The sequence below is a fragment of the Acinetobacter towneri DSM 14962 = CIP 107472 genome (genome assembly GCF_000368785.1).
Lineage (GTDB): Bacteria > Pseudomonadota > Gammaproteobacteria > Pseudomonadales > Moraxellaceae > Acinetobacter > Acinetobacter towneri.
On sequence record NZ_KB849691.1, the window covers coordinates 73,835 to 99,903 of the forward strand.

Below are 26,069 nucleotides of genomic sequence, written 5' to 3' on the forward strand. Positions count from 1 at the left end.
ACAATTTCTGATAAAGATAGCGTTGCTTGTCTGATACGTTGACGTTTGTTTTCTTGCTTGAGAAATTGCCAATAGATGGGTTCAAATTTTTTGAAAAAATCATCAACAATACAAAAAATTTCTGTAAAATCGTACATGGTAGTTAGAGCCTTTGGGTTGTGTCGTAACTTTCTAAATGGCTCTAACTACCTTTTTTTCAAGGGCTTTTCTTATCCGTAATTCGGGTTATTACTAGTGTGATTATTTTTAAAACTATTGTCTTTAAAATCAATAATTAATATATTTTTGAGTGCTTTACTGTGACTATGAGTTATATGACTTCAGTCGAAAAATAAAAATAGGAAATTAGCTTAATTTTTTGAATCTATTTTCATTTATTTAAAACATTGTTGCGGCAACTCATAATCACAAATGGCATAAAAAAAGAGCCTTCATAAAGACTCTTTTAATTGTAAAATAAACAAGGTTTGAATTTTCTAAATGAAAAACGGTACTGGGATTAGTTTTGAGGTTTTAAGCCTTCTGCGACTTCCAAACTGGCATCATTGTTGAGAAACTTCTCACGTTGTTCTTCCAAAAACTTTTTCGCTTCAGGTTCAAACACATTTAAACGCTTTTCATTAATGAGCGTAGTTTGGTGTTTGAGCCATTCCTGCCAAGCCTGTTTAGATACCGTTTCAAGTAATTCTTGACCTTTGGCACCCGGAAAAGGAGCGAAATCCATCGCTTCCATGTCGGTTTGATATTTACGACAAAATACTTGTTTAGACATCTCTCACTTCCTGATTATGCATAAAGTTGAGCAAGACGTGTTTGAGCACGTTCAATTGCCGCTGCAACTTGTGCAGGCGCTGTACCGCCAATATGATCACGTGCATTTACAGAGGCTTCAAGGGTCAGTGCTTTTTCAAATACATCAGCTTGAATTAAATCTGAGAATTGCTGTAATTGTTCTAGGCTAAGTTCAGACAAGTCTTTGCCTTCTTGTACGCCCAATGCTACGGCTTTACCTACAATTTCATGTGCATCGCGGAATGCCACGCCATTTTTTACTAAGTAATCTGCAAGGTCAGTTGCCGTAGAGAAACCACGTAATGCAGCTTCACGCATTTCTGCAATGTTTGGTACTAAAGCAGGAATCATATCGGCAAATGCCATGAGCGAGCCGCGCACGGTATCAATGGCATCAAACAAAGGTTCTTTGTCTTCTTGGTTGTCTTTGTTGTAGGCAAGCGGTTGACCTTTCATCAGGGTCAACAGACTCATTAAATCGCCATAAACACGACCTGTTTTACCGCGCACCAATTCTGGTACGTCTGGGTTTTTCTTCTGCGGCATAATGGATGAGCCAGTGCAGAAACGGTCTGGAATATTCACAAATTTGAACTGTGCCGATGTCCATAAAATCAGTTCTTCAGACATACGCGACAAGTGCATCATAATTAAAGATGCAGCAGCGTTAAACTCAATCCCGAAATCACGGTCTGATACAGCATCTAACGAGTTTTCAGATACAGCTTCAAAGCCCAACAATTCTGCGGTAAAAGCACGGTCAATTGGGTAAGTGGTACCTGCCAAAGCAGCAGAACCCAAAGGCATACGATTAACACGTTTGCGGCAGTCAATTAAACGCTCAGAGTCACGTACCAACATTTCGAACCATGCCATAAGGTGATGACCAAAAGTCACAGGCTGTGCGGTTTGCAAATGGGTAAAACCAGGCATAATGGTGTGGGTGTTTTTGGCTGCCAAGCTCAAAATGCCGTGTTGTAATTTTTTTAATAATTCTAAAATAGCATCAATTTCGTCACGGACATATAAACGAATATCGGTTGCCACCTGGTCGTTACGGCTACGACCTGTATGTAATTTTTTACCTGTAATGCCAATACGTTGAGTAAGGCGTGATTCGATGTTCATGTGGACATCTTCAAGGTCAATACGCCATCCAAATTGACCTGCTTCAATTTCAGCCTGAATGGTATTTAAACCTTGAATAATATCGTCACGCTCTTCAGTCGTAAGTACGCCTACTTTGGCAAGCATCGTTGCATGCGCAATTGAGCCAGCAATATCTTGTTTATAAAAGCGTTGGTCAAATTGAACAGATGCTGTAAATTCAGCAACAAAAGCATCAGTCGCTTCAGAGAAACGACCGCCCCACATACCCGAAGTTTGGGCTTGTGACGGATTTGAGGAATTAGAAGATGTGGTCATATCGGCTCAATAAAGTAAAAAGCGGTGATTTGGACAAGAGTATAACAAATTCAGATTCACTTGCCGAAGAACAAGCCAATCAAACTTATGCTGATACGCAGGCAGAACAACATGAGCTGTATTTTTTTACGAAAATAGGACGTTGGCAATATCTAATTGAATTATTTATTGGCAGTAATGCCTTGGCAATGGTTTTGGCACTGGCTGAAGCACAGGGCTGGCAAGGTTTAAGTTTTACTCGGGTGCTGCAATATATTTTGTATATCAACTGGGTGGTATTGTGTTTTGCGGCTTTGGTTGAATTTTTTCAGGCACGTTTTTTACGCATGGGCTTGGCGCTATCGTTTATGGTGAGTTTTATCTTGCTGCAAACCATCGTATTGGTCACGACACTCAGTTTAAATACCTTGTTGCATTTTGGGCAAAACTTTCATCTACAGCAGTTTGGCATAGATGATCTGTTACAAGGTGTCGGACTGCATTTGAGTTATGGCGTGCTATTGGGTGCGTTTTGCTTTCGTTATATTTATGTGCGTGAACAGGCGATTCAGCAACGGCACAGTGAATTGCAAGCGCGGGTACATGCCATGCAGGCGCGTATTCATCCACATTTTTTATTCAATAGTTTAAATAATGTGATTAGTCTCATTGCCATAGACCCCGATAAAGCCGAGCAAATGCTGCTCAATTTATCACGTTTATTTCGTGCCAGTTTGCAAGAATTAAAATTGGTTAGCCTGCAAGATGAGATCGAACTTTGCCAGCGATATTTAGACATAGAACAAATTCGTTTAGGTGAACGCCTGACCGTAGAGTGGAAAATTGAACAACCGCAACTGCTCAGTCAGGTACAAATTCCCTTATTAACTTTACAACCCTTGTTAGAAAATAGTATTTTTCATGGAGTTGAAAAAGTTTTAGCAAAGAGTACGATAAGTATATTGATCGAAATATTGCAAAACCAAGTCAATATTGTCATTACAAATCCGTATGTCAGCGATAAAATAAATTTAAGACAAGGACACGGTATCGCGCTACAAAACGTGAAACAGCGTTTACAGGCTTATTATGGGCGCAGTGTCGCTTTTCAAAGTTATGCGGGGAATGGTATGTACATGACGGTGTTGCAATATCGCTATAAATAAAAAAACTTGTGATTGTTCTGATTTTTCTTAACTTGATAAAAATAAAGTATTCAACTGAAAAGGAGGGGAAATGGACATCCTAATTTGTGATGATGAGCCTCTGGCAAGAGAGCGATTATCACGTTTGGTCACTCAATTGGGGCATCATGTGGTGGCAACGGCAGCTCATGGGCAACAGGCGATTGAACTGGCAGATGAACATCAGCCGGATGTCATATTATTAGATATTCAAATGCCGGGAATGGATGGTTTAAGTTGCGCTCAACATTTGCGTGAGCTTGACCCAATGCCAGCCATTGTGTTTTGTACCGCCTACGATGAACATGCACTCGAGGCATTTAAGTCCAATGCGGAAGGCTATTTGTTAAAACCTATTATGCAACAGGAATTGCAACAGGTTTTAGATCATTTAACAAAACTCACGCAAGCGCAGATGAGTCATTTAAAACAAAAAGAAAATATGGACGAATTAAAAATAAAACGTCACCAAATTGCTGCGAAAACTTATCGTGGTGTAGAGTTGGTGCCTATAGAAAATATCTATTATTTTTTAGCCGATCAGAAATATGTCACGGTGCGTCATAAAAATGGCAGTGTCTTGATTGATGAAACGCTGAAAGATTTAGAAACCGAATTTGGTGATCAGTTTATTCGGATTCACCGAAATGCCTTGGTCTCGATTCAGTTTTTGGAGGGGCTAGAAGTGGTCAATTCAGGACAGTATCAGGTACGTTGCCGCGAGCTAGATGAGCGTTTGGCTGTTAGTCGACGACATTTGCCTTTATTGCGAGAACGCATCCAAAAACTCTAATTGATCAGCCTCATCGCAGATGAATACGCAACAGATTGATAAATCGGCAAAGAAATAGACTTGCATTTTTAGGGGATCAGGTTAAGTTTAGATGAACTTATTTATCTTGCTTAGCCACTATGATGAAAACCCTGAAAATTGCAACTCGACAAAGCCCGCTTGCGTTATGGCAGGCTGAACACATTCGTGCCCGTTTAGAGGCGATGCATGCCGATTTAACTGTTGAGTTGGTGACCTTTGTCACACAGGGCGATAAAATTTTAGATACCCCATTGGCAAAAATTGGGGGGAAGGGCTTATTTGTCAAAGAATTAGAAGCCGCTTTAATGGATGGGCGTGCCGATTTAGCCGTACATTCTATGAAAGATGTACCCATGGCATTGCCTGAAGGTCTGAGCTTGACGGTCATTTGTGAGCGTGAAGACCCACTCGATGCCTTTGTGTCGAATCACTATGCCAGTTTTGCAGATTTACCACAGGGCGCTAAAGTTGGAACCTCAAGCTTGCGCCGTAAATGCCAAATTTTAAAAGCACGTCCAGATTTAGAGATTATTGATTTACGTGGCAATGTGGGTACGCGCTTGTCTAAGCTAGATGATGGTCAGTATGACGCGATTATTTTAGCCAGTGCAGGATTAAAGCGTTTGGGCTTGGCAGAGCGTATTCGTCATACCATTCAGCCTGATGTGAGCTTACCTGCCGTTGGGCAAGGGGCTTTGGGTCTGGAATGTCGTAGCCAAGATCAGGCGGTGTTGGATTTAATTTTGCCGTTAATGCATGCCGAAACCAATGTCTGTGTACGTGCCGAACGTGCTTTTAATGCCTACTTGGAAGGCGGTTGTCAGGTGCCAATTGCAGGCTACGCAACTTTGCAGAATGGTCAGTTGCAGATTGAAGGTCGTGTTGGTAGTGTCGATGGGCAAACCATTCTTAAAGCTGTGCAATTTGGCGCACCTGAACAGGCTGAAATGCTAGGTGAAGAATTGGCAAAAGCTTTATTGGCACAGGGTGCGGGCGAATTACTCAAAGCCCTGTATCAATAATTCATATTGCACCAGAAGCCCATGCTCTTCATTAATACCCGACCTCAAGATCGTGCAGAGGCCTTAACTCAGGCTTTGCAACAACAGCATATTGAGGTCATTGATTTGCCCTTGTTGCAGCTTTCTGCACAGCCGTGGTCGGAGCAACTGGCTAATTTATATGCCCAGTTGCCTCACACGCATATTATTGTGGTGGTTAGTCCGACTGCTGTCGATATTGGGATGCAATATTTAGCCCGAAGCCAAATATCATTGCAGGATTTGCAGCATATACGTTGGGTGGCTGTGGGTGAGAAAACAGCAGAAGTTTTACGTGGATATGGTCTTTACAGCGAAGTCCCGCAGGTTGAAACTTCCGAAGGGATGCTCAGTTTGCCGTGTTTGCAAAATTTGAAAGTCGGCACACACATTGCCTTTTGGCGTGGCGAGGGCGGACGGCAATTTATGATGCAAACACTGCTTGATCAGGGGATGCAGATCCATAATTTTGTATTGTATCGGCGGGAGTGTCCTGCCAGTTCTATTGAAAAAATGCAGGCAGTACGCGCACGTTTAATACAATCTTCAGAATTTATCATGATGATCAGCAGTGAAGCCAGTTGGTTAAACTGGCTAAGCTTAATTCAGCGGGATTTCGATCTACTGAACAAAGGTCATTATTGGGTATTGGGTGATCGTTTAGAGAAAATTTTGCTCGATTATCAAACGCAGCATCATACAAAATATAACGTATTCAAGTTGACCCATTTAAAAACAGAATTAATATTGCAGCAAATGATGCGCATGCAAGGAAAACTATGAAAAAACTGGTTGTGATAGTGGTGTTGATCGCTTTGGTCTGGATCGTCAAATTAAGTTTTGATGTGATGCAAATTTCAGCGCAACAACAGCAACTCAGTCAAAGTTTGCATCTTGCAGAAAAAACCAATGCCAATTTAAATGATCAGTTGGTGGCTTTGCAGCGCCGTAATTATACCCAAGATGCGCCAGAACAGTCCGCAGTATCCAGCGCTGTGCAGCAAGAAGATGCGATTCAACCAGTAGATATGGTGGCGCAGCAATTGGACTTGGTGGAATTTTCCTTACAACAACAACAGTTTCACTATGCGACTGAAAAGCTAGCTCATTTAGACCGTGAGTTAAACGAATATGCTTTAGCTCCTGCTTTGAAACAAAGTTTGCACCAAGTTGTTCAGCAAGATCAGAAACAAATTCAACAATTTATAACAACACGTGATGCGCAATATCAACAAGTAAGTCAGTTATTGCAGCAATTAGATCAACAATTAAAACAGCAAGCTCAACAACCTGAGCTGAACCCTGCCGATGTCGATGATCGTTATTTTTGGCAAAAATGGCTGAGTATTGAATCTGCCAAGCAACCTGCGACACAGTTGATGCAGCGCCAGATTATTTTAAAAGAAGCACAATTGCGTCTATTGCTGGCTCGACAAATCTTTATACAAGGTCAATATGTGCAATATCAACAAGAAGTGAATGACATTATTCAGTTATTACAACAATTGCCTGATCAGAAAGCACAGCAATTGGTTCAGCAATTAGAAAAAATTAAAAATTTAAATATCGTTCCAACGCCAAGTTTAAAAACACGTGCTTTATTGGGGGCGGTATAAATGAAACAGATTTTACTCGCCTATGTGGTGGTCAGTATTGTACTGGTCGCTTTGCTGAGCGTACTGAGTTATGGGCATGGTTCAGGCTATGTTTATGTGTATTGGCGCGAATGGCAATTGCAAACCAATATTTGGTTGTTGTTGTTCTTTTTCTTGTCGATTAGTGTTTCGCTACAAATTTTATGGTTGTTGTTAAAGCGCTATTTTAGCCGTGAACAGCGTAAGGTTGAAACAGTATTTAACTTTAAAAATCTGCATCCATATGAGCAATTCGCGGTCATTTGGTTGCTAGATGCTGCAGAAGATCAACACCAGTTTATTCGACAGGTGTTTGCCCAGTCAGGTTTGCTCAAAGGAGTGATGGAAGCACGTATGCACTCCATCCAACAGCAATATCCGCAAGCGTTGGCTGCCTTAAATCAAAGCAGTGCCATGGCGTTTGAGTTGGCAGAAATACAGCGTATTGAAATTTATTTAGCGCAGCAACAACCTGAACAAGCTTTGACGCATTTAGAGTTTTTGAATCAGCACGAATTATCGCCGTGGTTATTTAAAGTCAAAACGGCTTATCAAAAGCGTCTAATTGCCTTGTGGGGCGAATTTGCCACGCAATATCCTTGGCATTATTTACGTTCGACCAAATACGGGCATTTAGATGCAGACACCAAGCAAAAGTGGCTGACTGAGTTATTAACCCAATTTGAGCAGGCTGATGCAGAAAATTTACAGGCTTTGCAGCAGCGTTATAGTGATTTAAGTGAGCAGATTTTCAGTCAGTCTTATGTCATTCAGGTGTTGTGGTTGAAGTTATTATCGCGTCTGCCTGATTTGGCCGCACAACATGAACGTCTTGCGGTACAGATGTTGAGTGAACAGTTTAATCAGGAAGTGTTTTATTTATGGTTCCAACAGCAGTTGTTAAAACAACAACCTGATTATGCCAAAATTGAAAAGCAAATAAATCTGTGGGAACAGAAATACCCTGCATTACCTGTATTTAGTTTTGCCAAATGGCATATTTTTACAGCAACAGCGCGTTATTCAGAAGCCGAGCAATTACTGGATTTATATCCTGAACACGTATTAATGAGTTATTTAAGAGTTAAATCTAATTTAAAAGATCAGCCTGAATTATTAAAACAGTTAAATTTAATCTTTGAAAATAATTCTAATTTTGTCGAAATTAAAATTTAAGGGTGAGTTGTGTTAACACTAGCAGATTATCCAATTGTTTTTGAGCAGCGTGTTGCATGGGGAGATATGGATGCTTTTGGGCATGTCAATAATGTGATCTATTACCGTTATATTGAAAGTGCGCGTTTATATTATTTAGACCATTTAAAAATTTTACAGCAAGATGTTTTGACGGTGATTGCCTCAAATCAGTGCAAATATATACGTCCTGTGGTTTATCCTGATATTTTAAAAATTGGCGTTCGGGTAGAAGAATTGCGTAATAGTGCCATGCGTATGCATTATTTAATCCACAGTGAAGCACAGCAAATGGTGGTGGCAGAGGCAGATGCGGTGATTGTATGTGTAGATCGCGTCAATATGCAAAAAACCTTAATCCCTGAAAATGTACGCGCGGGTATTCATAAAATAGAAAAAACCGTACCGCATATTCTTGATTAAATCTTAATAATCAGTTCATAATATGTCCGACTGTTATTTATATGTAGAGTAGTAGATTTTTTATTGACGCTTCGGTTTGATAAAAATAGAATGAATCTGCTTAATTTAATAACTGAATATAAAAAGCATAGTTTTTGGAGTAAGTATGATGCCTGATATTAGCAATTTGTCTGTAGAACAGTTAAAGCGTTTACAAGCTGAAGCGGAAGCATTAATTGCCACGAAAAAAGATCAAGCAATTGAAGATGCCTATAATCAAATTTTAGCGATTGCAGACAATTTGGGTTTAAGCATTGAGCAGATTTTGGAAGTTGGCGAAAGCAAGCGTAAGAAAAGCCCACGTAAAACTGTAGCGCCACGTTATCGTAGCAAAATCAATTCTACAGATACTTGGACTGGTCGTGGTAAAAAACCACGCTGGTTAGTCGCTGAATTAGAAAAAGGCGCAAAACTTGAAGATTTTCTAATCTAAGCTTCATCAATTTGTCATTGATTTGACTTAGAGTTCAAAAACCAAGCAATACGGCTTGGTTTTTTTATCTGTATCAATTGGCGACGCCGAAAAAGTGTGCATAATGTGTGAGTGTTATAAAAAGTCATTCATAGAAAAATTAGTAAGGTTGGTCGTGGTGGCATGATAAAGAAACCCAAATACATCACGTGGTGGATTTTCGCCCTCATTTCATTTTTGTTTTTTGTGTTATTACAAATTCCAGCAGCGTGGTTAATTTCAAAATTTTATAAAAATAATCAGACCTTACATAATGTGAGTGGCAATATCTGGAAGGGGCAAGCCGATTGGCATAAGGGACAGTTACGTGGTTCTTTAAGTTGGAATACACGTCCTTTAGATTTAGTTTTATTGCGTGTCGCTGCCGATGTTGAAGTGCATAGTGGCAATACTAAACTCGAAGGCATTGTTGGCTATCGTTTTGGTAGCGTCTTGGTGCAATCTTTAGATGGGCAAGTTGCGCCAGAAACCTTAAAAAGTATTGTGGATTGGCAGTGGCCAAGTAATGCGATTCAACTCAAAGACATTCATTTGAATTTTAAAAAACAGCAAGGCTTCACAAAAGCCAAAGGACAACTGCAGTGGGCGGGTGGTGAATTGCTGTATCGTTTTGCTCAGCGCCAAGACCGTATGAATATCCCCGCGTTAAAAGGCAGCTTGTCCGATGAAAATGGCAAACTGTTATTTGATATTCGCGATCAACGTGAACAAAAAATGCTGAATATTGCGCTTGATCAAAGCTTGATGCTAGATGTGCAACTCACGCAACGCTTATTGATGAATATCGCCTCTTATGAAGGCAAAGCGGGCTTAGATACCTATGTGATCAGCACTCGCCAACCTCTATTAAAAGGAGGTTTCTAATGCGTACACTCTCTGAACGATTAGGGAATTTGCACTGGAAGCAGTTTGATCGTGCTGCGCCAGTATTTTTAGCTTTTTTGATTTTGTATCTGTGTTGGAAACTGGCGAGTTTATTTTGGTGGGTTGTTGCGCCGCCCCAAGTCATGCAAATTGATCGGGTGGAGTTGGGTTCACAGCAACCACAAATCCCGAATATTACCTCCTTTGCATTGTTTCAAGAACTTGGGCGCAGCAACACTGCCGATGATCAATTAAATATGACTTTGCAAGGTGTAGTGGTTGGGCAGCCGAGTCAGTTTTCTTCTGCGGTCATTAAAGTGAATGAGGTGGCAGAGCGTTACCGTGTGGGTGATGTGATTGATTTGAGTCAGTACCAATTGGCAGAAGTCTACTGGGATCGGGTGATTTTACGTCATAGCAGTGGCGCGACGCGTGAAGTATTGTTTAAAGGTATTGAAAATGGTTTAAATCAACCTATCGCACCTTTAATTCCAAGTGGTAATCAAGCTCCTGTAACTGCACCTACGCAGTCCGCACAACCGAATAATGCCATTGGACAGGCAGTGCAGCGCATACAGGAAGATCGCGAACAATACTTAAAAGAGATGGGTGTTGAAGCAAATACGGGCAATGGTTATGAAGTGACTACACGTACGCCAGCCGCTTTAAGAAATAAACTGGGTTTACAGCCAGGTGACCGTATTTTGTCTTTAAATGGGCAAAACGTCGGGCAAGGACAAAGCGATGCACAATTGCTTGAACAGGCACGTCGTGAAGGTCAAGTGAAATTAGAAATAAAACGTGGTGATCAAGTGATGACCATACAACAAAATTTTTAAATGGATCGGCATCGTAACTACATGCAGAGACATATTTAGGGTTAGGAAACACAGTAGATTATGGCTTTATTGAATTATGAGCGTCCATTTTGGGCATTACTGGCTGCTGCACCGCTTGTTGCAATGGTGAGTACTGCAAGTCATGCGCAAACCTGGAAAATTAATTTACGTGATGCGGACTTAACTGCATTTATTAATGAAGTGGCCGATATTACGGGCAAGAACTTTGCAGTCGATCCGCGTGTGCGTGGCAATGTCACGGTGATTTCCAACAAAGCCCTGAATAAAAATGAAGTCTATGACCTGTTTTTAGGCGTATTGAATGTGAATGGTGTGGTGGCAATACCATCAGGCAATACCATTCGCCTTGTACCTGACAGCAATGTAAAAAGCTCAGGCATTCCCTATGATGGTCGTCAAAATGCGCGTGGTGACCAAATTGTAACGCGAGTGATTTGGCTAGAAAATACCAATGCCAATGACCTGATTCCTGCTTTACGTCCGCTCATGCCGCAGTTTGCGCATTTGTCTGCGGTCGGGGGCACCAATGCTCTAATCGTGTCTGATCGTGCCAGTAACATTTATCAGTTAGAAAGCATTATTCGTAACCTAGATGGTACGGGGCAAAATGACATTGAAGCGATTAGCCTGCAATCCAGTCAAGCCGAAGAAGTCATTGGCTTGCTTGAGTCGATGAGTTCGACAGGGGCAGCGAAAGATGTTAAAGGTTCGCGTGTGCGTATTGTGGCGGACAACCGTACCAATCGTATTATCATCAAAGGCGATACCGCAACACGTAAACGCATTCGTCAAATGATTGAAATGATGGATGTGCCTGCGGCAGATCGTTTGGGTGGTTTGAAGGTTTTTCGCTTGAAATATGCCAGTGCACAGAATTTAGCAGAAATATTGCAAGGTCTGGTTTCAGGACAGGCGGTGAGCAGCAGCTCTAATGCAAATAGCAACAGTAACAACAACAGTGCTAGTAATTTAAGCAGCACCAATAACAACACAGGTAATTCATCGACTATTTCCACCCCAAGTATTAATTTGGGTGGCAGCTCGAATAGCAACAATCAAAACAACATCACCAGTTTTAATGGTAATGGTGTCAGTATTATTGCCGATGGCTCGCAAAATGCTTTGGTGGTCAAAGCCGATCTGCAGTTGATGCGTGAAATTGAATCGGCCATTCAGCAACTAGATACCCGTCGTCAACAAGTGTTGATTGAAGCTGCGATTATAGAAGTGGAAGGTACTGATGCCGACCAATTGGGTGTGCAGTGGGCATTGGGCGATTTAAGCAGCGGTATCGGTCTAATTAATTTTGACAATATTGGTGCAAGTTTAAAAAATGTTGCTGCAGGCTATTTAACTGGTGGTGCAGCAGGCGCAGGCAGTGCGATTGGTGCAGGTACGTCATTGGTGTTGGGTGATTATCGTGAAGGTCGTGATGGTTCACGCAAGCTATATGGTGCGATGATTCAGGCCTTGAAGGAAAAAACCAAATCCAATTTATTGTCTACGCCATCTATTGTGACCATGGACAATGAAGAAGCCTATATTGTGGTTGGTGAAAACGTTCCTTTTGTAACAGGTTCATTATCTACCAATGGTGGTGTGGCAAATCCGTATACCACTATTGAACGTAAAGATGTCGGGGTTACTTTAAAAGTCGTGCCACATATTGGTGAAGGCGGAACACTACGCTTGGAAGTTGAACAAGAAGTGTCAGATGTCAAAGCCAATAAAGGTCAGGCGCAGGATTTAGTCACCAGCAAACGCGCAATTAAAACTTCTATTTTGGCCGAGCACGGACAAACCATTGTCTTAGGTGGCTTAATTTCTGATAACTCGGTTTATAGTCGTCAGGCTGTGCCAGGTTTGGGTGCTATTCCAGGGTTGGGGCGTTTATTCCGTTCCGATGGTCAATCTAATCAAAAACGTAATTTATTGATTTTTATTCACCCAACCATTGTGGGAGATAGTCAGGATATTCGCCGTATTTCGCAGCAGCGTTATAGCCAATTGTATAGCCTTCAGTTGGCAATGGATGCCGATGGTAGCTTTGCTAAACTGCCTGAGAATGTTAGCGATGTTTATCAGCAGCGTTTGCCTGTATCTCGAGTTGCGCCGCAAACAGGAACTTATCAAACCTTACCATCAGCAGTGTCTGCAAACCGCACAGCAACGGTGGTGAGCACCCCTGTTGCGATTGAGCCTGCGGTACAGCGCCAAAACGTAGTTTTGCCGCAGCAGGAAGTCAGCAAAACTAAAAATACAGTCACTACGACCACAATTCGCGCTACACCTTAATCGTATCCTGCGCAGATTGTGGTTGAGGGCATGTTATGATGTCGCCAAATCACACGAGAGAAGTTATTTATGACTTGGAAAATACAAGCAATTAGCGGTGAATTTACTGGCCAAGAAATTAGTATCGACCGTGATATGTTGGTGGGGCGTCATCAAAGTGCAGATTTGGTGCTGCAATCGGCAGAAATTTCACGTAAACATGCGGCTTTTTTACTTAAAGAACAAGCGCTGTATGTGCAAGATTTAAATTCTTCCAACGGCACTTTTGTAAATGATTTACGCATTGCCGATGAAACCTTACTTAAAGAAGGTGATATCGTCCAATTTGCCAGCTTAAAGTTTTCAGTATTTGCGCCTGCGGTTGAATTGGAACATGCGGCAGATGTCGCCGAAACTGCTGAAAAAGTCACAGCACAAACAGAAAAAACACCTGCACAGCAAATGAACGAGCAGGGAATGCCTGAATTGAATCAACGTGACAGTTCTGTGCAATTAAACCGTGATGGTATGCCGCAAGGCGTGGCAGTACCAAAACCAGCACCTATTCCAGAAGGCGTGGATATTCATGCAGTTCCAGCAGAGCCAACACCTGTGTCTGTCGAGCAGCCTGTTTCTCGTGTGGAACAAGAGAAAGAACAGCAAAAAAATGCTTCTGTTGGCTTGATTTCACTGATTGTCTTGGTGATTTTGGCAGTTTTGGCTTGGCTATTGTTTAAATAAGCAGCCTTTGCTTTACAATCAAGGCATGCGATCGCATGCCTTTGTTCATTTAGGGGGAAGAATGTCTATTGCTCAGCTTGATACACGTCAAGTCATTTTATTTGATTTAGATGGCACTTTGGTCGATTCTGCGACAGATTTATACCGCGCCATGAACATGAGTTTAAATGCACTGCAACTGCCTTTGGTAACACTGGAACAAGTGCGAACTTGGGTGGGGAAGGGAACTGCGGTATTTTGCAATAGTGTCTTATCGCACTTAATGGGCGAAGTTCATCCTGAACAGCAACAACAGCTACTGAACACCTTCTTAGAAATTTATAATGCCGATCCGTGTATCGACACACAACCATTCCCGGGCATTATTGAATTTTTGGACTGGGCAAAAGCACAACAAAAAACCTTAGTTTGTGTGACCAATAAACCTGAACTACCTGCTCGTGCCATTGTTGAAGCATTAGAGATGCAACACTATTTTGCTGATGTGATTGGTGGAGATCGCTTTGAGGAGCGTAAACCACACCCGCGTCAATTGCTGCATTGTGTTGAACATTATCAAGTGGAGAAGTCTCAAGTCTTGATGATTGGTGATTCTTCTAATGATGTTGAAGCCGCGCGTCGAGCGGGGATTGATTGTATTGTGGTCAGCTACGGCTATAATCATGGTGAGCCGATTGCCAATTGTCAGCCGCAACAAATTGTGGATAATTTAACTGAATTGTTAAATATTTAAGATTCAAAAATTAAATAATTTTACGCTAATTGCTATAAAGGATATCAATATGAGTCAGGCTGTAATGCCCATATTTCGATGGCGACGCTAGTCAATCTACAACCGTCCTTCACTTCGTCTTATCGAAAACATTGCTACATCGAAATATAGAGAGCTTCACATGACCACTCTGACTCAATTTGAACAACTTAAAGCAGCAGGCTACAACCTCATTCCTGTATATCGCCAGCGTTTGGCCGATACCGAAACTCCATTGTCGGTATTTGCACGTTTGAAGCAGCATCAACAAGCCTATTTGTTTGAGTCTGTAGAAGGTGGTGAAAACTGGGCACGTTATTCAATTATTGGTTTGGGTGAATCTACAGTTTTCTCCTGTAATGCGGGTGAACTCACCATCCAACATGCTGACGGTTCAATCGAAAAACAAACTCGTGCACAGCCGTTTCAGTATATCCGCGATTTTCAAGCGCAATTTAAAGTGCCTACGCAAGCTGACTTGCCTGAATTGCCAAGCTTTACAGGTGGTTTGGTGGGTTATTTTGGTTACGATGCAGTGCGTTATATCGAACCGCGTTTAAAAAACGTGCCTGCAGCAGATCCAGTCGGTTTGCCTGATATTTGGATGATGTTGTCTAAAACAGTCATCGTGTTTGATAACTTAAAAGATACCTTGTTCTTAATTGTGCATGCCGATGCAGCGCAGGCAGATGCTTATGACAAGGCACAACAACAACTCGATGCACTAGAAGAAATTTTAGCAACCCCGATTAGTCTAAAAGCAGAAAAACATACGCCACCACATTTTGAATCGCTTACAGGCAAAGAAAAATTCTTGGCGACCATTGATACCGTCAAAGAATACATTCGTGCAGGCGATGTTATGCAAGTGGTGCCTGGACATCGCATGGTGTCAGATTTTGATGGTGAGTCGTTACAGGTTTATCGTGCTTTGCGCCATCTCAACCCATCGCCGTACTTATTCTTGGTACAAGGCAAAACTTTGGGCGATGATCAGCCGTTTCATATTGTCGGCTCATCACCTGAAATTTTATCGCGTTTGGAAAATGGTATTGCCACTGTGCGTCCTTTAGCAGGTACACGCCCGCGCGGTAAAACCAAAGAAGAAGATTTGGCACTTGAGCAAGATTTGTTGTCGGATGAAAAAGAAATTGCCGAACACTTAATGCTGATTGACTTGGGGCGTAATGATGTCGGGCGTATCGCCAAAATTGGTAAAGTACAAGTGACTGATCAAATGGTGATCGAGCGTTATTCGCATGTCATGCATATTGTGTCCAATGTGCAAGGTGAAGTGCGTGACGATGTCGATGCTTTGGATGTTTTTCAGGCAACTTTCCCTGCAGGGACACTTTCGGGTGCACCAAAAATTCGTGCCATGGAAATTATTGATGAAGTTGAGCCTGTAAAACGTGGTGTTTTTGGTGGTGCTGTTGGTTATTTAGGCTGGCATGGCGAAATGGACATGTCGATTGCGATTCGTACCTGTGTTATTCGTCAAAATAAGGTCTATGTGCAGGCAGGCGCAGGTCTAGTTGCGGACTCAAATCCTGAATCTGAATGGAATGAAACCCAAATAAAAGCTCGCGCAGTGATCAAAGCGGTTGAATTATCATCAAATGGATTGATTTTATGAGTTTTTAGCGTTTTTTTTGAAAAAAACACTTGCACGGATTTCAAGTTTTGCTAAACTGCACACCGTTCCGATACGAAACGTACGAAACACTAAGAAACGCCGGCATAGCTCAGTTGGTAGAGCAACTGACTTGTAATCAGTAGGTCCACAGTTCGAATCCGTGTGCCGGCACCATCTTAGGGAGTTTAAGTTGTTAAGTAAAGAACGAACACTGAGTAAGTGTGAAAATGGTGGGATTCCCGAGCGGTCAAAGGGAGCAGACTGTAACTCTGCCGCGTAAGCTTCGAAGGTTCGAATCCTTCTCCCACCACCATTAACTTCGATAGAAGTGGTAATTACCAACATAGATGCGGGAGTAGCTCAGTTGGTAGAGCGGCAGCCTTCCAAGCTGCATGTCGCGAGTTCGATCCTCGTCTCCCGCTCCATCGAAGGATTTGTCGCTCTTATAGCTCAGTGGTAGAGCACTCCCTTGGTAAGGGAGAGGTCTCGAGTTCAAATCTCGATAAGAGCTCCAGATACAGTTTAGCGATTATTCGCACAAGATTTTCAAAAAGCAGGCTTATTAGTCTGCTTTTCAAGTATTAGGTGTCTAGTTTTTTAGGCGATATGTCGGGGCAGAGTTTTACTCAGCATTGTGTTCGACGTAAACGAGGAAGATGAACATGGCTAAGGCTAAGTTTGAACGTAATAAGCCACACGTTAACGTGGGCACAATCGGTCACGTTGACCATGGTAAAACAACTTTAACAGCTGCGATTGCTACAGTATGTGCACGTAAGTTTGGTGGTGAAGCGAAAGATTACGCTGCTATCGACTCTGCACCAGAAGAAAAAGCACGTGGTATTACAATTAATACTTCTCACGTAGAATACGACTCTCCAACTCGTCACTACGCGCACGTAGACTGCCCAGGTCACGCCGACTATGTTAAAAACATGATCACTGGTGCTGCTCAGATGGATGGTGCGATCCTTGTTTGTTCAGCGACTGATGGTCCAATGCCACAAACTCGTGAACACATCCTTCTTTCTCGTCAGGTAGGTGTACCTTACATCATCGTATTCTTAAACAAATGCGATATCGTAGACGACGAAGAGTTAATCGAATTAGTTGAAATGGAAGTTCGTGAACTTCTTTCTACTTACGACTTCCCAGGCGACGACACTCCAGTAATCCGTGGTTCAGCACTTGCTGCACTTAACGGTGAATCAGGTCAATATGGTGAAGATGCTGTAGTTGCTCTTGTTGAAGCGCTTGATACTTACATCCCAGAGCCAGTACGTGCAATCGACCAAGCATTCTTAATGCCAATCGAAGACGTATTCTCTATTTCTGGTCGTGGTACAGTAGTAACTGGTCGTGTAGAAACTGGTATCGTGAAAGTAGGCGAAGAAGTTGAAATCGTTGGTATCAAAGACACAGTTAAAACAACTGTAACTGGCGTAGAAATGTTCCGTAAACTTCTTGACGAAGGTCGTGCGGGCGAGAACTGTGGTGTTCTTTTACGTGGTACTAAGCGTGAAGACGTACAACGTGGTCAAGTACTTGCTAAGCCAGGTACAATCAAGCCACACACTAAATTCGATGCGGAAGTATACGTACTTTCTAAAGAAGAGGGTGGTCGTCACACTCCATTCCTTAACGGTTACCGTCCACAATTCTATTTCCGTACAACTGACGTAACTGGTGCAATCCAGTTGAAAGAAGGCGTTGAAATGGTAATGCCAGGTGACAACGTTGAAATGTCAGTAGAATTAATCCACCCAATCGCAATGGACCCAGGTCTACGTTTTGCGATCCGTGAAGGTGGTCGTACTGTAGGTGCGGGTGTTGTTGCTAAAGTAACAGCATAATTATAGAATGTGTTAAACAGGTCGAGAGCTTTGGCTCTCGTTCTGTTTTGTAGGTCAGTAGTTCAATTGGTAGAGCGTCGGTCTCCAAAACCGAATGTTGGGGGTTCGAGTCCCTCCTGGCCTGCCACTTTTTTTAAAAAAGCTTGATGTCGGCTAATCTAGTCATATAATAAGTCGCGAATTCTACGACGAGTACAAAAATGTCGAATGATAAATCGCGTGACGCATTAAGCGACGCGCCAATCCCTCAAAGAAATAATTCTGCTGAAGTTGTTCAATCGAGTTCTCCATTAGACTACGTGTTGTGGGGTATCGCTTTGATTTTATTCATCGCTTCGATGATGGTGAATCAGCATCTTCCTGCGTATTGGGCACCAGCCAATGATATTTGGGTGCGTGTTGGGGTAATTTTGGCTTGTATCGTTGTGGCTTTAGGTTTATTATACGCCACCCATCAAGGCAAAGGCTTTGTTCGTTTGCTTAAAGATTCACGTATTGAGTTACGTCGAGTCACTTGGCCTACTAAACAGGAAACTGTAACAACGTCATGGCATGTATTGATTGTTGTTGTAGTCACTTCAATTGTATTGTGGTGTTTTGACTATTTGTTAGGCTGGGCAATCAAGTTAATTATCGGGTAAAAGAGCTATGAAACGTTGGTACATTATTCATGCCTACTCAGGTTATGAAAAACAAGTGATGCGTTCGCTTAATGATCGAATCCAGCGTAGCGCTGTTGCCGATAGCTTTGGTGAAGTCCTTGTTCCTACCGAAGAAGTGGTAGAAATGAAGGATGGTAAGAAACGTAAGTCAGAGCGTAAGTTCTTTCCAGGCTATGTATTGGTTGAAATGGAAATGAACGATGAAACTTGGCACATTGTTAAAGAGTGTCCAAAAGTTTTAGGTTTTATTGGTGGTACAGCAGAAAAGCCTGCCCCAATTACGCAAAAAGAAGCTGACGCGATTCTTGCACGTGTACGCAATACTGGTGAAGCACCTCGTCCGAAGACGATGTTTGAACCAGGCGAAGAATTACTTGTGATTGATGGTCCATTCACCGACTTTAAAGGCGTGGTGGAAGAAGTTCAATACGAGAAGTCACGTTTAACGTTGACAATTAATGTATTTAATCGACCTACTCAGGTTGAGCTGGAATTTCGTCAAGTCGAAAAATCCGTTTAAGTTTGAGTGGTTGGAAAACGCCCGATTTATGATGAATCGGGCATTGTTGTTGTAACGGTATCGTTACTTAAAATATTGGGGAGCCTAGCGGCGTTTGTACCCAGAGGTAATTTGAAATGGCTAAGAAGATTGACGGCTATATCAAGCTGCAAGTTCCAGCTGGTAAAGCGAATCCATCTCCACCAATTGGTCCTGCATTAGGTCAACGTGGTGTTAACATCATGGCATTCTGTAAAGAATTCAATGCTGCTACACAAAAAGTTGAACCAGGTTTGCCAATTCCTGTAGTGATCACTGTGTACAACGACAAGTCGTTCACATTCATCATGAAAACTCCTCCTGCTGCAATTCTTCTTAAGAAAGCTGCAGGCATTCAAAAGGGTTCAGCTGTACCTAACAAAAACAAAGTTGGTAAGTTGACTCGTGCTCAATTAGAAGAAATCGCGACTACTAAAGAACCAGATTTAACTGGTGCTGATTTAGAAGCACGTGTGCGTACCATTGCTGGTTCTGCACGTTCTATGGGCTTGGATGTGGAGCTATAAGACATGGCAAAGTTAACTAAACGTCAAAAAGCCATTGCTGCTGCTGTAGAAGCAAACAAAGTTTACACTTTGGAAGAAGCAGTTGAAGTTCTAAACAACCTTCCTGCTGCTAAATTCAAAGAATCTTTGGATGTTGCGGTAAACCTAGGTGTTGACCCACGTAAATCTGATCAGGTTGTTCGTGGTGCGACTACACTTCCTGCAGGTACTGGTAAAACTGTACGTGTAGCTGTTTTCGCTCAAGGTGCTGCTGCAGAAGCTGCTAAAGCTGAAGGCGCAGACGTAGTTGGTTTCGATGACTTAGCTGAAAGCATTCAAGCGGGTAACCTTGACTTTGACGTTGTGATTGCAGCTCCGGATGCAATGCGCGTAGTAGGTAAGTTGGGTACGATTCTTGGTCCACGTGGCTTAATGCCAAACCCTAAAGTGGGTACTGTAACTCCTGACGTTGCGACTGCAGTTAAAAATGCAAAAGCAGGTCAAGCGCGTTACCGTGTAGACAAAGCGGGTATTATCCACGCTGCGATTGGTCAAGTTGGCTTTACTGCTGAAGCAGTTCGTTCAAACGTTGAAACCTTAGTTGCTGACTTGAAAAAGTTAAAGCCTGCAACTTCTAAAGGCGTATACATCAAAAAGATCACTTTGAGCTCTACTATGGGTCCTGGTCTTGTTATTGATGTACAGAACGTTTCTAACTAAGTCTGACTTAGAAAGAATTTTAAAGTCCTGAAAAGTCTCCTTCTCCCTCTGGGAGAAGGTCGGGATGAGGGTTAAACCTCTCCCTAACCCTCTCCTAGCAGGAGAGGGGGACATTCAGGCGGACTTTGAATTGGTAAATGAGAATTTATCAGCGTCAAAGACCTCAGGCGAGAGTAGTTTTATGCTGCTTTCTTAATCTTCCAGCCTGGGTAGACGCGGTGGTGTGATTTATTCCTCCTCCGCGTGTAAGTTCAGCAATGAATTTACGAATTGGGAGTGTGCTTCACGTAAGCACATAAATCACCGTTAGGAGGTTTTACAATGGCTCTTCTTATCGAAGACAAAAAACAGATCGTAGCAGAAGTTAACGAAGTTGCTTCTAAAGCGTTCTCTGCTGTTGTTGCTGACTATCAAGGTATGAGCGTTGAGCAATTAACGGCTCTACGTGTTGAAGCGCGTAAATTAGGTGTTACTACACGTGTTGTACGTAATACTTTGGCTAAACGTGCTTTTCAAGATACGCAATTCACGATCTTGAACGACAACCTTGTTGGCCCAACAATTTTAGCTTTCTCAACTTCTGAAGACGACATGGGTGCAGCTGCACGCTTGTTCGAAGAATTCGCTAAAACGAATAAAGCATTTGAACTTAAAGCTGCTGCATTTGACGGCAAACTTTATAAAGGTGCTGAAGTTAGCGTAATTGCGAATCTTCCGAACCAAGAAAAAGCGCTTACTATGCTTGCAAACGTTCTTCAAGCTCCTATTTCGAAATTGGGTCGCCTTATTACTGCGCTCAAAGAGAAAAACGAGTCAGAAGCTGCATAAGCTTAAATTTATTTCCACACCATTCAATTTCCATTTGGAGTTATTCTCATGGCTTTAACTAACGAAGAAATCTTAAACGCAGTTGCTGAAAAAACTGTTCTTGAACTTGTTGAACTTATCTCTGCTTTTGAAGAGAAATTCAATGTATCAGCTGCTGCTGTTGCTGTTGCTGCTGCTCCAGGCGCTGGCGCTGCTGCTGCAGAAGAGCAATCTGAATTCAACGTTGAGTTGACTTCTTTCGGTGCGAACAAAGTTGCTGTAATTAAAGCAGTTCGTGAAGCTACTGGCCTTGGTCTTAAAGAAGCTAAAGACATCGTTGAAGGCGCTCCTTCAGTGATCAAAGAAGCTGTTTCTAAAGAAGAAGGTGAAGAGCTTAAGAAGAAACTTGAAGAAGCTGGTGCTACAGTTACACTTAAGTAATCTTAAGGGGAGTCGATTTTTTTATAATCGACTCCAAAAAATGGCTGATGGCTCTTGGGTCATCAGCCTTTTTGCGTTACAATTATCGGCTCGATTTTTGTTTGAATGATGGGAAAACCATCGAAAACAATATAAATCAATAAAATCAAACGCTTACCAATATTTTTCCACATTTAAAAATATTGTTAAGCGTTTTAATACCACTAAAAATTGCAGCATTTGTAAAGAGTGGTGGCCATATCGGCCTGCGTAATTCCTTCTAAACCCGTTCTGCAGGCGGGTTTAGTTTACTTTCCGAGGACTCCAGATGGCATACTCATATACCGAAAAGAAACGGATCCGTAAGAATTTTGGTAAATTGCCCCAAGTAATGGATGCACCGTACTTGCTTTCGATTCAAGTCGACTCGTACCGTACTTTCCTTCAAGATGGCAAAACTCCAAAAAGCCGCGAAGATATCGGTCTCCAAGCCGCATTTCGTTCAGTTTTTCCTATAGAAAGTTATTCTGGCAATGCTGCTTTAGAATTTGTTGAGTATAGTCTTGGTAAGCCTGAGTTTGATGTACGTGAGTGTATTCTTCGCGGCTCAACTTATGCGGCACCAATGCGCGTAAAAATTCGTTTGATCATTAAAGATCGTGAAACGAAATCAATCAAAGATGTGCGTGAGCAAGAAGTCTACATGGGCGAAATGCCATTGATGACGGATAACGGTACCTTTGTGATTAACGGTACTGAGCGTGTAATTGTTTCTCAATTACACCGTTCACCAGGCGTGTTCTTTGACCACGATAAAGGTAAGACCCACTCGAGCGGTAAAGTGTTGTATTCAGCACGCATTATTCCTTACCGTGGCTCATGGTTAGACTTTGAATTCGATGCCAAAGACCTCGTTTATGTGCGTATTGACCGTCGTCGTAAATTGCTTGCGACTGTAGTGTTGCGTGCATTGGGCTATAGCAATGAACAAATCCTAGACTTGTTCTTTGAGAAAGTACCTGTCTATTTAGACATGGGTAGCTACCAAATTGACCTTGTCCCAGAACGCTTACGTGGCGAAATGGCACAATTTGACATCACTGATACTGACGGCAAAGTGATTGTTGAGCAAGGTAAACGCATTAATGCGCGTCACGTACGTCAAATGGAAGCAGCTGGTCTTGAGAAGCTTTCAGTTCCTGATGAGTACTTGTACGAACGTATTACTGCAGAAGACATCCAGCTAAAAGATGGCGATGTGATTGCTGCAAACACCTTGTTAAGCCATGAAATCATGGTGAAACTTGCAGAAGGTGGTGTTAAACAATTTAACATCCTATTCACCAATGACATCGACCGTGGTTCGTTCATTGCGGACACCTTACGTGCAGATACAACTGTTGGTCGTGAAGATGCTTTGGTAGAAATCTACAAAGTGATGCGTCCAGGTGAGCCACCGACGAAAGAAGCCGCTGAAAATCTGTTCAATAACTTGTTCTTCTCTTCTGAGCGTTATGATTTATCGCCAGTAGGTCGTATGAAGTTCAACCGTCGTTTGGGTCGTCCTTACGAAGTGGGTACAGATCAGAAATCACGTGAAGTTGAAGGTATTTTGTCTAACGAAGACATTACCGATGTACTTAAAACATTGATCGAAATCCGTAACGGTAAAGGTGAAGTCGACGATATCGACCACTTGGGTAACCGTCGCGTACGTTCAGTGGGCGAGATGACTGAAAACCAATTCCGTGTTGGTTTGGTACGTGTTGAGCGTGCTGTAAAAGAGCGTTTGTCACAAGCTGAAACAGACAACCTGTCTCCGCAAGATTTAATCAATGCGAAGCCAGTGGCTGCTGCAATCAAAGAATTCTTTGGTTCAAGCCAATTGTCTCAGTTCATGGACCAAAACAACCCGTTGTCTGAAATTACCCACAAGCGTCGCGTATCTGCGCTTGGTCCAGGTGGTTTGACACGTGAACGTGCAGGCTTTGAGGTACGTGACGTACACCAAACTCACTATGGTCGTGTGTGTCCAATTGAAACGCCTGAAGGTCCAAACATTGGTTTGATCAACTCGCTTTCTGTTTATGCAAAATGTAATAATTTTGGCTTCTTGGAAACGCCATACCGTAAAGTGGTTGATGGTCGTGTAACCGATGAGGTTGAGTATTTATCTGCAATTGAAGAAGTGGGCACGATCATTGCGCAAGCGGACTCAAGCGTAGACCAAGATGGCAATTTAACAGAAGAATTCGTATCTGTACGTCACCAAGGTGACTTCGTGCGTATGCCGCCAGAGCGCGTGACGCACATGGACGTTTCTGCACAGCAGGTTGTATCTGTAGCAGCATCACTGATTCCATTCCTTGAGCACGATGACGCCAACCGTGCCTTGATGGGATCGAACATGCAACGTCAGGCTGTTCCGACGCTTATCGCTGATAAACCACTTGTGGGTACAGGGATGGAAGCGAACGTAGCACATGACTCAGGTGTATGTGTGATTGCAAACCGTGGTGGTCGTATTGAATATGTCGATGCTTCACGTGTAGTCATTCGTGTGAACGAAGAAGAAATGATCGCGGGTGAAGCAGGTGTAGATATCTACAACCTGATCAAATACACACGTTCAAACCAAAACACTTGTATTAACCAAAAAGTTTTGGTGAAGATGGGTGATAAGGTAGGTCGTGGTGATGTATTGGCTGACGGTCCATCTACAGATGGCGGTGAGCTTGCACTCGGTCAGAACATGCGTGTCGCGTTCATGACTTGGAATGGCTATAACTACGAAGACTCGATCTTGCTTTCTGAGCGTGTACTTCAAGAAGACCGTTTAACTTCGATTCACATTCAAGAATTGTCATGTGTTGCACGTGATACCAAATTGGGTGCGGAAGAAATCACAGCTGATATTCCAAACGTGGGCGAAGCTGCACTGTCTAAACTAGACGAGTCTGGTATCGTTTACATTGGTGCTGAAGTTACTGCAGGCGACATCCTGGTAGGTAAAGTAACGCCGAAGGGTGAAACTCAGTTAACCCCTGAAGAAAAATTGCTTCGTGCAATCTTCGGTGAAAAAGCAGCAGATGTGAAAGATTCATCATTGCGCGTTCCATCAGGTACTAAAGGTACAGTGATTGACGTTCAAGTGTTTACCCGCGATGGTCTAGAAAAAGACGAACGTGCGCAAGCAATTGAAAAAGCACAGTTAGATGCATATCGCAAAGACTTGAAAGAAGAATACAAAATCTTTGAAGAAGCTGCACGTGAACGTATTATCCGCTTATTGAAAGGCCAAGAGTCTAACGGTGGCGGTACAACCAAACGTGGCGACAAGCTTTCTGAAGATATGTTGTCAGGCTTGGCTTTAGTGGATTTACTTGAAATTCAACCAAGTGATGAAGCGATTGCTGAACGCTTAACGCAAATTCAAACCTTCTTGAAAGAGAAGAGCTTTGAAATTGATGAGAAATTTGCTGAGAAGAAACGTAAACTTTCTACAGGCGATGAGCTCACTACAGGCGTGTTGAAAGTTGTTAAGGTGTACTTGGCTGTTAAACGTCGCATCCAACCGGGTGATAAGATGGCGGGTCGTCACGGTAACAAAGGTGTTGTATCTAACATCTTGCCAGTAGAAGACATGCCGCACGATGCTAACGGTGTACCTGTTGACATCGTATTGAACCCACTAGGTGTACCATCTCGTATGAACGTGGGTCAGATTCTTGAAACACACTTGGGTATGGCAGCCAAAGGTTTGGGTGAGCAAATTGACAAGATGCTCAAACAACAACGTGAGATTGCTGAACTACGTGCGTTCCTAGACAAGATTTATAACAAAGTGGGTGGCGAGCAAGAAGATCTTGACAGCTTAACTGATGATGAAATCTTGGTATTGGCGGGTAACTTGCGTGCAGGTGTTCCATTGGCTACTCCTGTATTTGATGGTGCTGAAGAAGGTCAAATCAAAGAATTGCTTGAACTGGCTGAATTACCACGTTCAGGTCAGACCGTATTGTATGATGGACGTACAGGCGAGAAATTCGACCGTCCTGTGACTGTAGGTTATATGTACATGCTCAAACTTAACCACTTGGTGGATGACAAGATGCACGCACGTTCTACAGGTTCTTACTCACTTGTAACGCAACAGCCGTTAGGTGGTAAGGCACAATTCGGTGGTCAGCGTTTCGGTGAGATGGAAGTCTGGGCACTTGAAGCATACGGTGCTGCTTATACGCTGCAAGAAATGCTCACTGTGAAGTCGGATGACGTTGAAGGTCGTACCCGCATCTATAAGAACATTGTAGATGGCAACCATTATATGGATCCGGGCATGCCTGAATCATTTAACGTATTGACCAAAGAGATCCGTTCTTTAGGTATCAACATTGAACTGAAAAATGGTGACTAATCATCTCCATTAAATCTCCCTAGA

General features: G+C 42.6%; 24 protein-coding genes, 5 tRNA genes and 1 pseudogene. 27 read left to right on the forward strand and 3 right to left on the reverse strand.

Annotated features, from left to right (window positions below; translation table 11 throughout):
- From F947_RS14520 to argH, 3 genes and pseudogenes are all read right to left on the reverse strand, one after another.
- Window positions 1–137, reverse strand: a pseudogene (locus F947_RS14520) (IS982 family transposase); the annotation flags it as partial.
- A 362-nt stretch (window positions 138–499) separates the two neighbouring features.
- Window positions 500–772 carry an oxidative damage protection protein gene (locus F947_RS11250; protein WP_004975738.1) on the reverse strand — a complete coding sequence of 91 codons (273 nt, stop codon included), beginning with the start codon at window positions 770–772 and terminating at the stop codon, window positions 500–502.
- Between the two features lie 14 nt (window positions 773–786).
- Window positions 787–2,217, reverse strand: a complete 1,431-nt coding sequence (gene argH / locus F947_RS11255) for an argininosuccinate lyase (protein ID WP_026438488.1) — start codon at window positions 2,215–2,217, stop codon at window positions 787–789.
- On the opposite strand from argH, the gene F947_RS11260 reads away from it, so the two are divergent.
- The 27 genes from F947_RS11260 (at window position 2,208) to rpoB (ending at window position 26,045) form a co-directional block, all read left to right on the forward strand.
- Window positions 2,208–3,362 carry a sensor histidine kinase gene (locus tag F947_RS11260; protein WP_004975742.1) on the forward strand — a complete coding sequence of 385 codons (1,155 nt, stop codon included), beginning with the start codon at window positions 2,208–2,210 and terminating at the stop codon, window positions 3,360–3,362. The two genes, argH and F947_RS11260, sit on opposite strands and share 10 nt — an antisense overlap.
- Window positions 3,363–3,432: 70 nt before the next feature.
- Complete coding sequence (locus tag F947_RS11265; RefSeq protein ID WP_004975743.1) at window positions 3,433–4,173, forward strand: LytR/AlgR family response regulator transcription factor; 741 nt, start codon at window positions 3,433–3,435, stop codon at window positions 4,171–4,173.
- A 122-nt stretch (window positions 4,174–4,295) separates the two neighbouring features.
- The gene (gene hemC / locus F947_RS11270; RefSeq protein ID WP_026438489.1) at window positions 4,296–5,216 is read left to right on the forward strand and encodes a hydroxymethylbilane synthase; all 921 of its coding nucleotides are present in this window, start codon (window positions 4,296–4,298) and stop codon (window positions 5,214–5,216) included.
- Between the two features lie 21 nt (window positions 5,217–5,237).
- Window positions 5,238–6,017 carry a uroporphyrinogen-III synthase gene (locus F947_RS11275; protein ID WP_004975746.1) on the forward strand — a complete coding sequence of 260 codons (780 nt, stop codon included), beginning with the start codon at window positions 5,238–5,240 and terminating at the stop codon, window positions 6,015–6,017.
- Window positions 6,014–6,850, forward strand: a complete 837-nt coding sequence (locus F947_RS11280; protein WP_004975747.1) for a hypothetical protein — start codon at window positions 6,014–6,016, stop codon at window positions 6,848–6,850. The genes F947_RS11275 and F947_RS11280 overlap by 4 nt, the downstream gene beginning before the upstream one ends.
- Entirely contained in the window at window positions 6,851–8,044 is a 1,194-nt protein-coding gene (locus F947_RS11285) for a hypothetical protein (protein ID WP_004975748.1), read from the forward strand.
- Between the two features lie 9 nt (window positions 8,045–8,053).
- Window positions 8,054–8,485, forward strand: coding sequence for an acyl-CoA thioesterase (locus F947_RS11290; RefSeq protein WP_004975749.1), 432 nt, complete (start codon window positions 8,054–8,056; stop codon window positions 8,483–8,485).
- Between the two features lie 145 nt (window positions 8,486–8,630).
- On the forward strand, window positions 8,631–8,957 hold the full coding sequence (locus F947_RS11295; protein WP_004975751.1) for an H-NS histone family protein: 327 nt from the start codon (window positions 8,631–8,633) through the stop codon (window positions 8,955–8,957).
- A 162-nt stretch (window positions 8,958–9,119) separates the two neighbouring features.
- Entirely contained in the window at window positions 9,120–9,860 is a 741-nt protein-coding gene (gene gspN, locus F947_RS11300) for a type II secretion system protein N (RefSeq protein WP_004975754.1), read from the forward strand.
- Entirely contained in the window at window positions 9,860–10,699 is an 840-nt protein-coding gene (locus tag F947_RS11305) for a type II secretion system protein N (protein ID WP_004975757.1), read from the forward strand. The genes gspN and F947_RS11305 overlap by 1 nt, the downstream gene beginning before the upstream one ends.
- Window positions 10,700–10,759: 60 nt before the next feature.
- The gene (gene gspD / locus F947_RS11310; protein WP_004975759.1) at window positions 10,760–13,015 is read left to right on the forward strand and encodes a type II secretion system secretin GspD; all 2,256 of its coding nucleotides are present in this window, start codon (window positions 10,760–10,762) and stop codon (window positions 13,013–13,015) included.
- Between the two features lie 69 nt (window positions 13,016–13,084).
- Window positions 13,085–13,735, forward strand: a complete 651-nt coding sequence (locus tag F947_RS11315; RefSeq protein WP_004975761.1) for an FHA domain-containing protein — start codon at window positions 13,085–13,087, stop codon at window positions 13,733–13,735.
- A gap of 61 nt (window positions 13,736–13,796) precedes the next feature.
- Window positions 13,797–14,468, forward strand: a complete 672-nt coding sequence (locus F947_RS11320; protein ID WP_004975764.1) for a phosphoglycolate phosphatase — start codon at window positions 13,797–13,799, stop codon at window positions 14,466–14,468.
- A 160-nt stretch (window positions 14,469–14,628) separates the two neighbouring features.
- On the forward strand, window positions 14,629–16,122 hold the full coding sequence (gene trpE, locus F947_RS11325; protein WP_004975766.1) for an anthranilate synthase component I: 1,494 nt from the start codon (window positions 14,629–14,631) through the stop codon (window positions 16,120–16,122).
- 98 nt (window positions 16,123–16,220) lie between these two features.
- A tRNA-Thr gene (locus F947_RS11330) sits at window positions 16,221–16,296 on the forward strand.
- A gap of 55 nt (window positions 16,297–16,351) precedes the next feature.
- Window positions 16,352–16,435: transfer RNA gene (locus F947_RS11335), tRNA-Tyr, on the forward strand.
- Between the two features lie 36 nt (window positions 16,436–16,471).
- A tRNA-Gly gene (locus F947_RS11340) sits at window positions 16,472–16,547 on the forward strand.
- A 14-nt stretch (window positions 16,548–16,561) separates the two neighbouring features.
- Window positions 16,562–16,636 (forward strand) — tRNA-Thr (locus F947_RS11345).
- A 148-nt stretch (window positions 16,637–16,784) separates the two neighbouring features.
- Entirely contained in the window at window positions 16,785–17,975 is a 1,191-nt protein-coding gene (gene tuf / locus F947_RS11350; RefSeq protein ID WP_004975768.1) for an elongation factor Tu, read from the forward strand.
- A 51-nt stretch (window positions 17,976–18,026) separates the two neighbouring features.
- Window positions 18,027–18,102 (forward strand) — tRNA-Trp (locus tag F947_RS11355).
- Window positions 18,103–18,175: 73 nt separating this feature from the next.
- Window positions 18,176–18,616: a preprotein translocase subunit SecE gene (gene secE / locus F947_RS11360; RefSeq protein ID WP_004975769.1), complete on the forward strand. Its 441-nt coding sequence runs from the start codon at window positions 18,176–18,178 to the stop codon at window positions 18,614–18,616.
- Window positions 18,617–18,623: 7 nt separating this feature from the next.
- Window positions 18,624–19,157, forward strand: coding sequence for a transcription termination/antitermination protein NusG (nusG, locus tag F947_RS11365; protein ID WP_004975770.1), 534 nt, complete (start codon window positions 18,624–18,626; stop codon window positions 19,155–19,157).
- Between the two features lie 116 nt (window positions 19,158–19,273).
- Window positions 19,274–19,702 (forward strand): 50S ribosomal protein L11, encoded by a 429-nt coding sequence (rplK, locus tag F947_RS11370; RefSeq protein ID WP_004975771.1) that lies wholly within the window; start codon window positions 19,274–19,276, stop codon window positions 19,700–19,702.
- Between the two features lie 3 nt (window positions 19,703–19,705).
- Window positions 19,706–20,401 carry a 50S ribosomal protein L1 gene (gene rplA / locus F947_RS11375; protein WP_004975774.1) on the forward strand — a complete coding sequence of 232 codons (696 nt, stop codon included), beginning with the start codon at window positions 19,706–19,708 and terminating at the stop codon, window positions 20,399–20,401.
- 321 nt (window positions 20,402–20,722) lie between these two features.
- Window positions 20,723–21,229, forward strand: coding sequence for a 50S ribosomal protein L10 (rplJ, locus tag F947_RS11380; protein WP_004975777.1), 507 nt, complete (start codon window positions 20,723–20,725; stop codon window positions 21,227–21,229).
- 48 nt (window positions 21,230–21,277) lie between these two features.
- On the forward strand, window positions 21,278–21,649 hold the full coding sequence (rplL, locus tag F947_RS11385; RefSeq protein WP_004975779.1) for a 50S ribosomal protein L7/L12: 372 nt from the start codon (window positions 21,278–21,280) through the stop codon (window positions 21,647–21,649).
- Window positions 21,650–21,956: 307 nt separating this feature from the next.
- On the forward strand, window positions 21,957–26,045 hold the full coding sequence (rpoB, locus tag F947_RS11390) for a DNA-directed RNA polymerase subunit beta (protein WP_004975783.1): 4,089 nt from the start codon (window positions 21,957–21,959) through the stop codon (window positions 26,043–26,045).
- Window positions 26,046–26,069: the final 24 nt, after the last annotated feature.

Coding starts and splice junctions, on each gene's coding strand:
- F947_RS11250 (WP_004975738.1), bottom strand. CDS start 772: ATGTCTAAACAAGTATTTTGTCGTAAATATCAAACCGACATGGAAGCG.
- F947_RS11260 (WP_004975742.1), top strand. CDS start 2,208: ATGTGGTCATATCGGCTCAATAAAGTAAAAAGCGGTGATTTGGACAAG.
- argH (WP_026438488.1), bottom strand. CDS start 2,217: ATGACCACATCTTCTAATTCCTCAAATCCGTCACAAGCCCAAACTTCG.
- F947_RS11265 (WP_004975743.1), top strand. CDS start 3,433: ATGGACATCCTAATTTGTGATGATGAGCCTCTGGCAAGAGAGCGATTA.
- hemC (WP_026438489.1), top strand. CDS start 4,296: ATGAAAACCCTGAAAATTGCAACTCGACAAAGCCCGCTTGCGTTATGG.
- F947_RS11275 (WP_004975746.1), top strand. CDS start 5,238: ATGCTCTTCATTAATACCCGACCTCAAGATCGTGCAGAGGCCTTAACT.
- F947_RS11280 (WP_004975747.1), top strand. CDS start 6,014: ATGAAAAAACTGGTTGTGATAGTGGTGTTGATCGCTTTGGTCTGGATC.
- F947_RS11285 (WP_004975748.1), top strand. CDS start 6,851: ATGAAACAGATTTTACTCGCCTATGTGGTGGTCAGTATTGTACTGGTC.
- F947_RS11295 (WP_004975751.1), top strand. CDS start 8,631: ATGATGCCTGATATTAGCAATTTGTCTGTAGAACAGTTAAAGCGTTTA.
- gspN (WP_004975754.1), top strand. CDS start 9,120: ATGATAAAGAAACCCAAATACATCACGTGGTGGATTTTCGCCCTCATT.
- F947_RS11305 (WP_004975757.1), top strand. CDS start 9,860: ATGCGTACACTCTCTGAACGATTAGGGAATTTGCACTGGAAGCAGTTT.
- gspD (WP_004975759.1), top strand. CDS start 10,760: ATGGCTTTATTGAATTATGAGCGTCCATTTTGGGCATTACTGGCTGCT.
- F947_RS11315 (WP_004975761.1), top strand. CDS start 13,085: ATGACTTGGAAAATACAAGCAATTAGCGGTGAATTTACTGGCCAAGAA.
- F947_RS11320 (WP_004975764.1), top strand. CDS start 13,797: ATGTCTATTGCTCAGCTTGATACACGTCAAGTCATTTTATTTGATTTA.
- trpE (WP_004975766.1), top strand. CDS start 14,629: ATGACCACTCTGACTCAATTTGAACAACTTAAAGCAGCAGGCTACAAC.
- tuf (WP_004975768.1), top strand. CDS start 16,785: ATGGCTAAGGCTAAGTTTGAACGTAATAAGCCACACGTTAACGTGGGC.
- secE (WP_004975769.1), top strand. CDS start 18,176: ATGTCGAATGATAAATCGCGTGACGCATTAAGCGACGCGCCAATCCCT.
- nusG (WP_004975770.1), top strand. CDS start 18,624: ATGAAACGTTGGTACATTATTCATGCCTACTCAGGTTATGAAAAACAA.
- rplK (WP_004975771.1), top strand. CDS start 19,274: ATGGCTAAGAAGATTGACGGCTATATCAAGCTGCAAGTTCCAGCTGGT.
- rplA (WP_004975774.1), top strand. CDS start 19,706: ATGGCAAAGTTAACTAAACGTCAAAAAGCCATTGCTGCTGCTGTAGAA.
- rplJ (WP_004975777.1), top strand. CDS start 20,723: ATGGCTCTTCTTATCGAAGACAAAAAACAGATCGTAGCAGAAGTTAAC.
- rplL (WP_004975779.1), top strand. CDS start 21,278: ATGGCTTTAACTAACGAAGAAATCTTAAACGCAGTTGCTGAAAAAACT.
- rpoB (WP_004975783.1), top strand. CDS start 21,957: ATGGCATACTCATATACCGAAAAGAAACGGATCCGTAAGAATTTTGGT.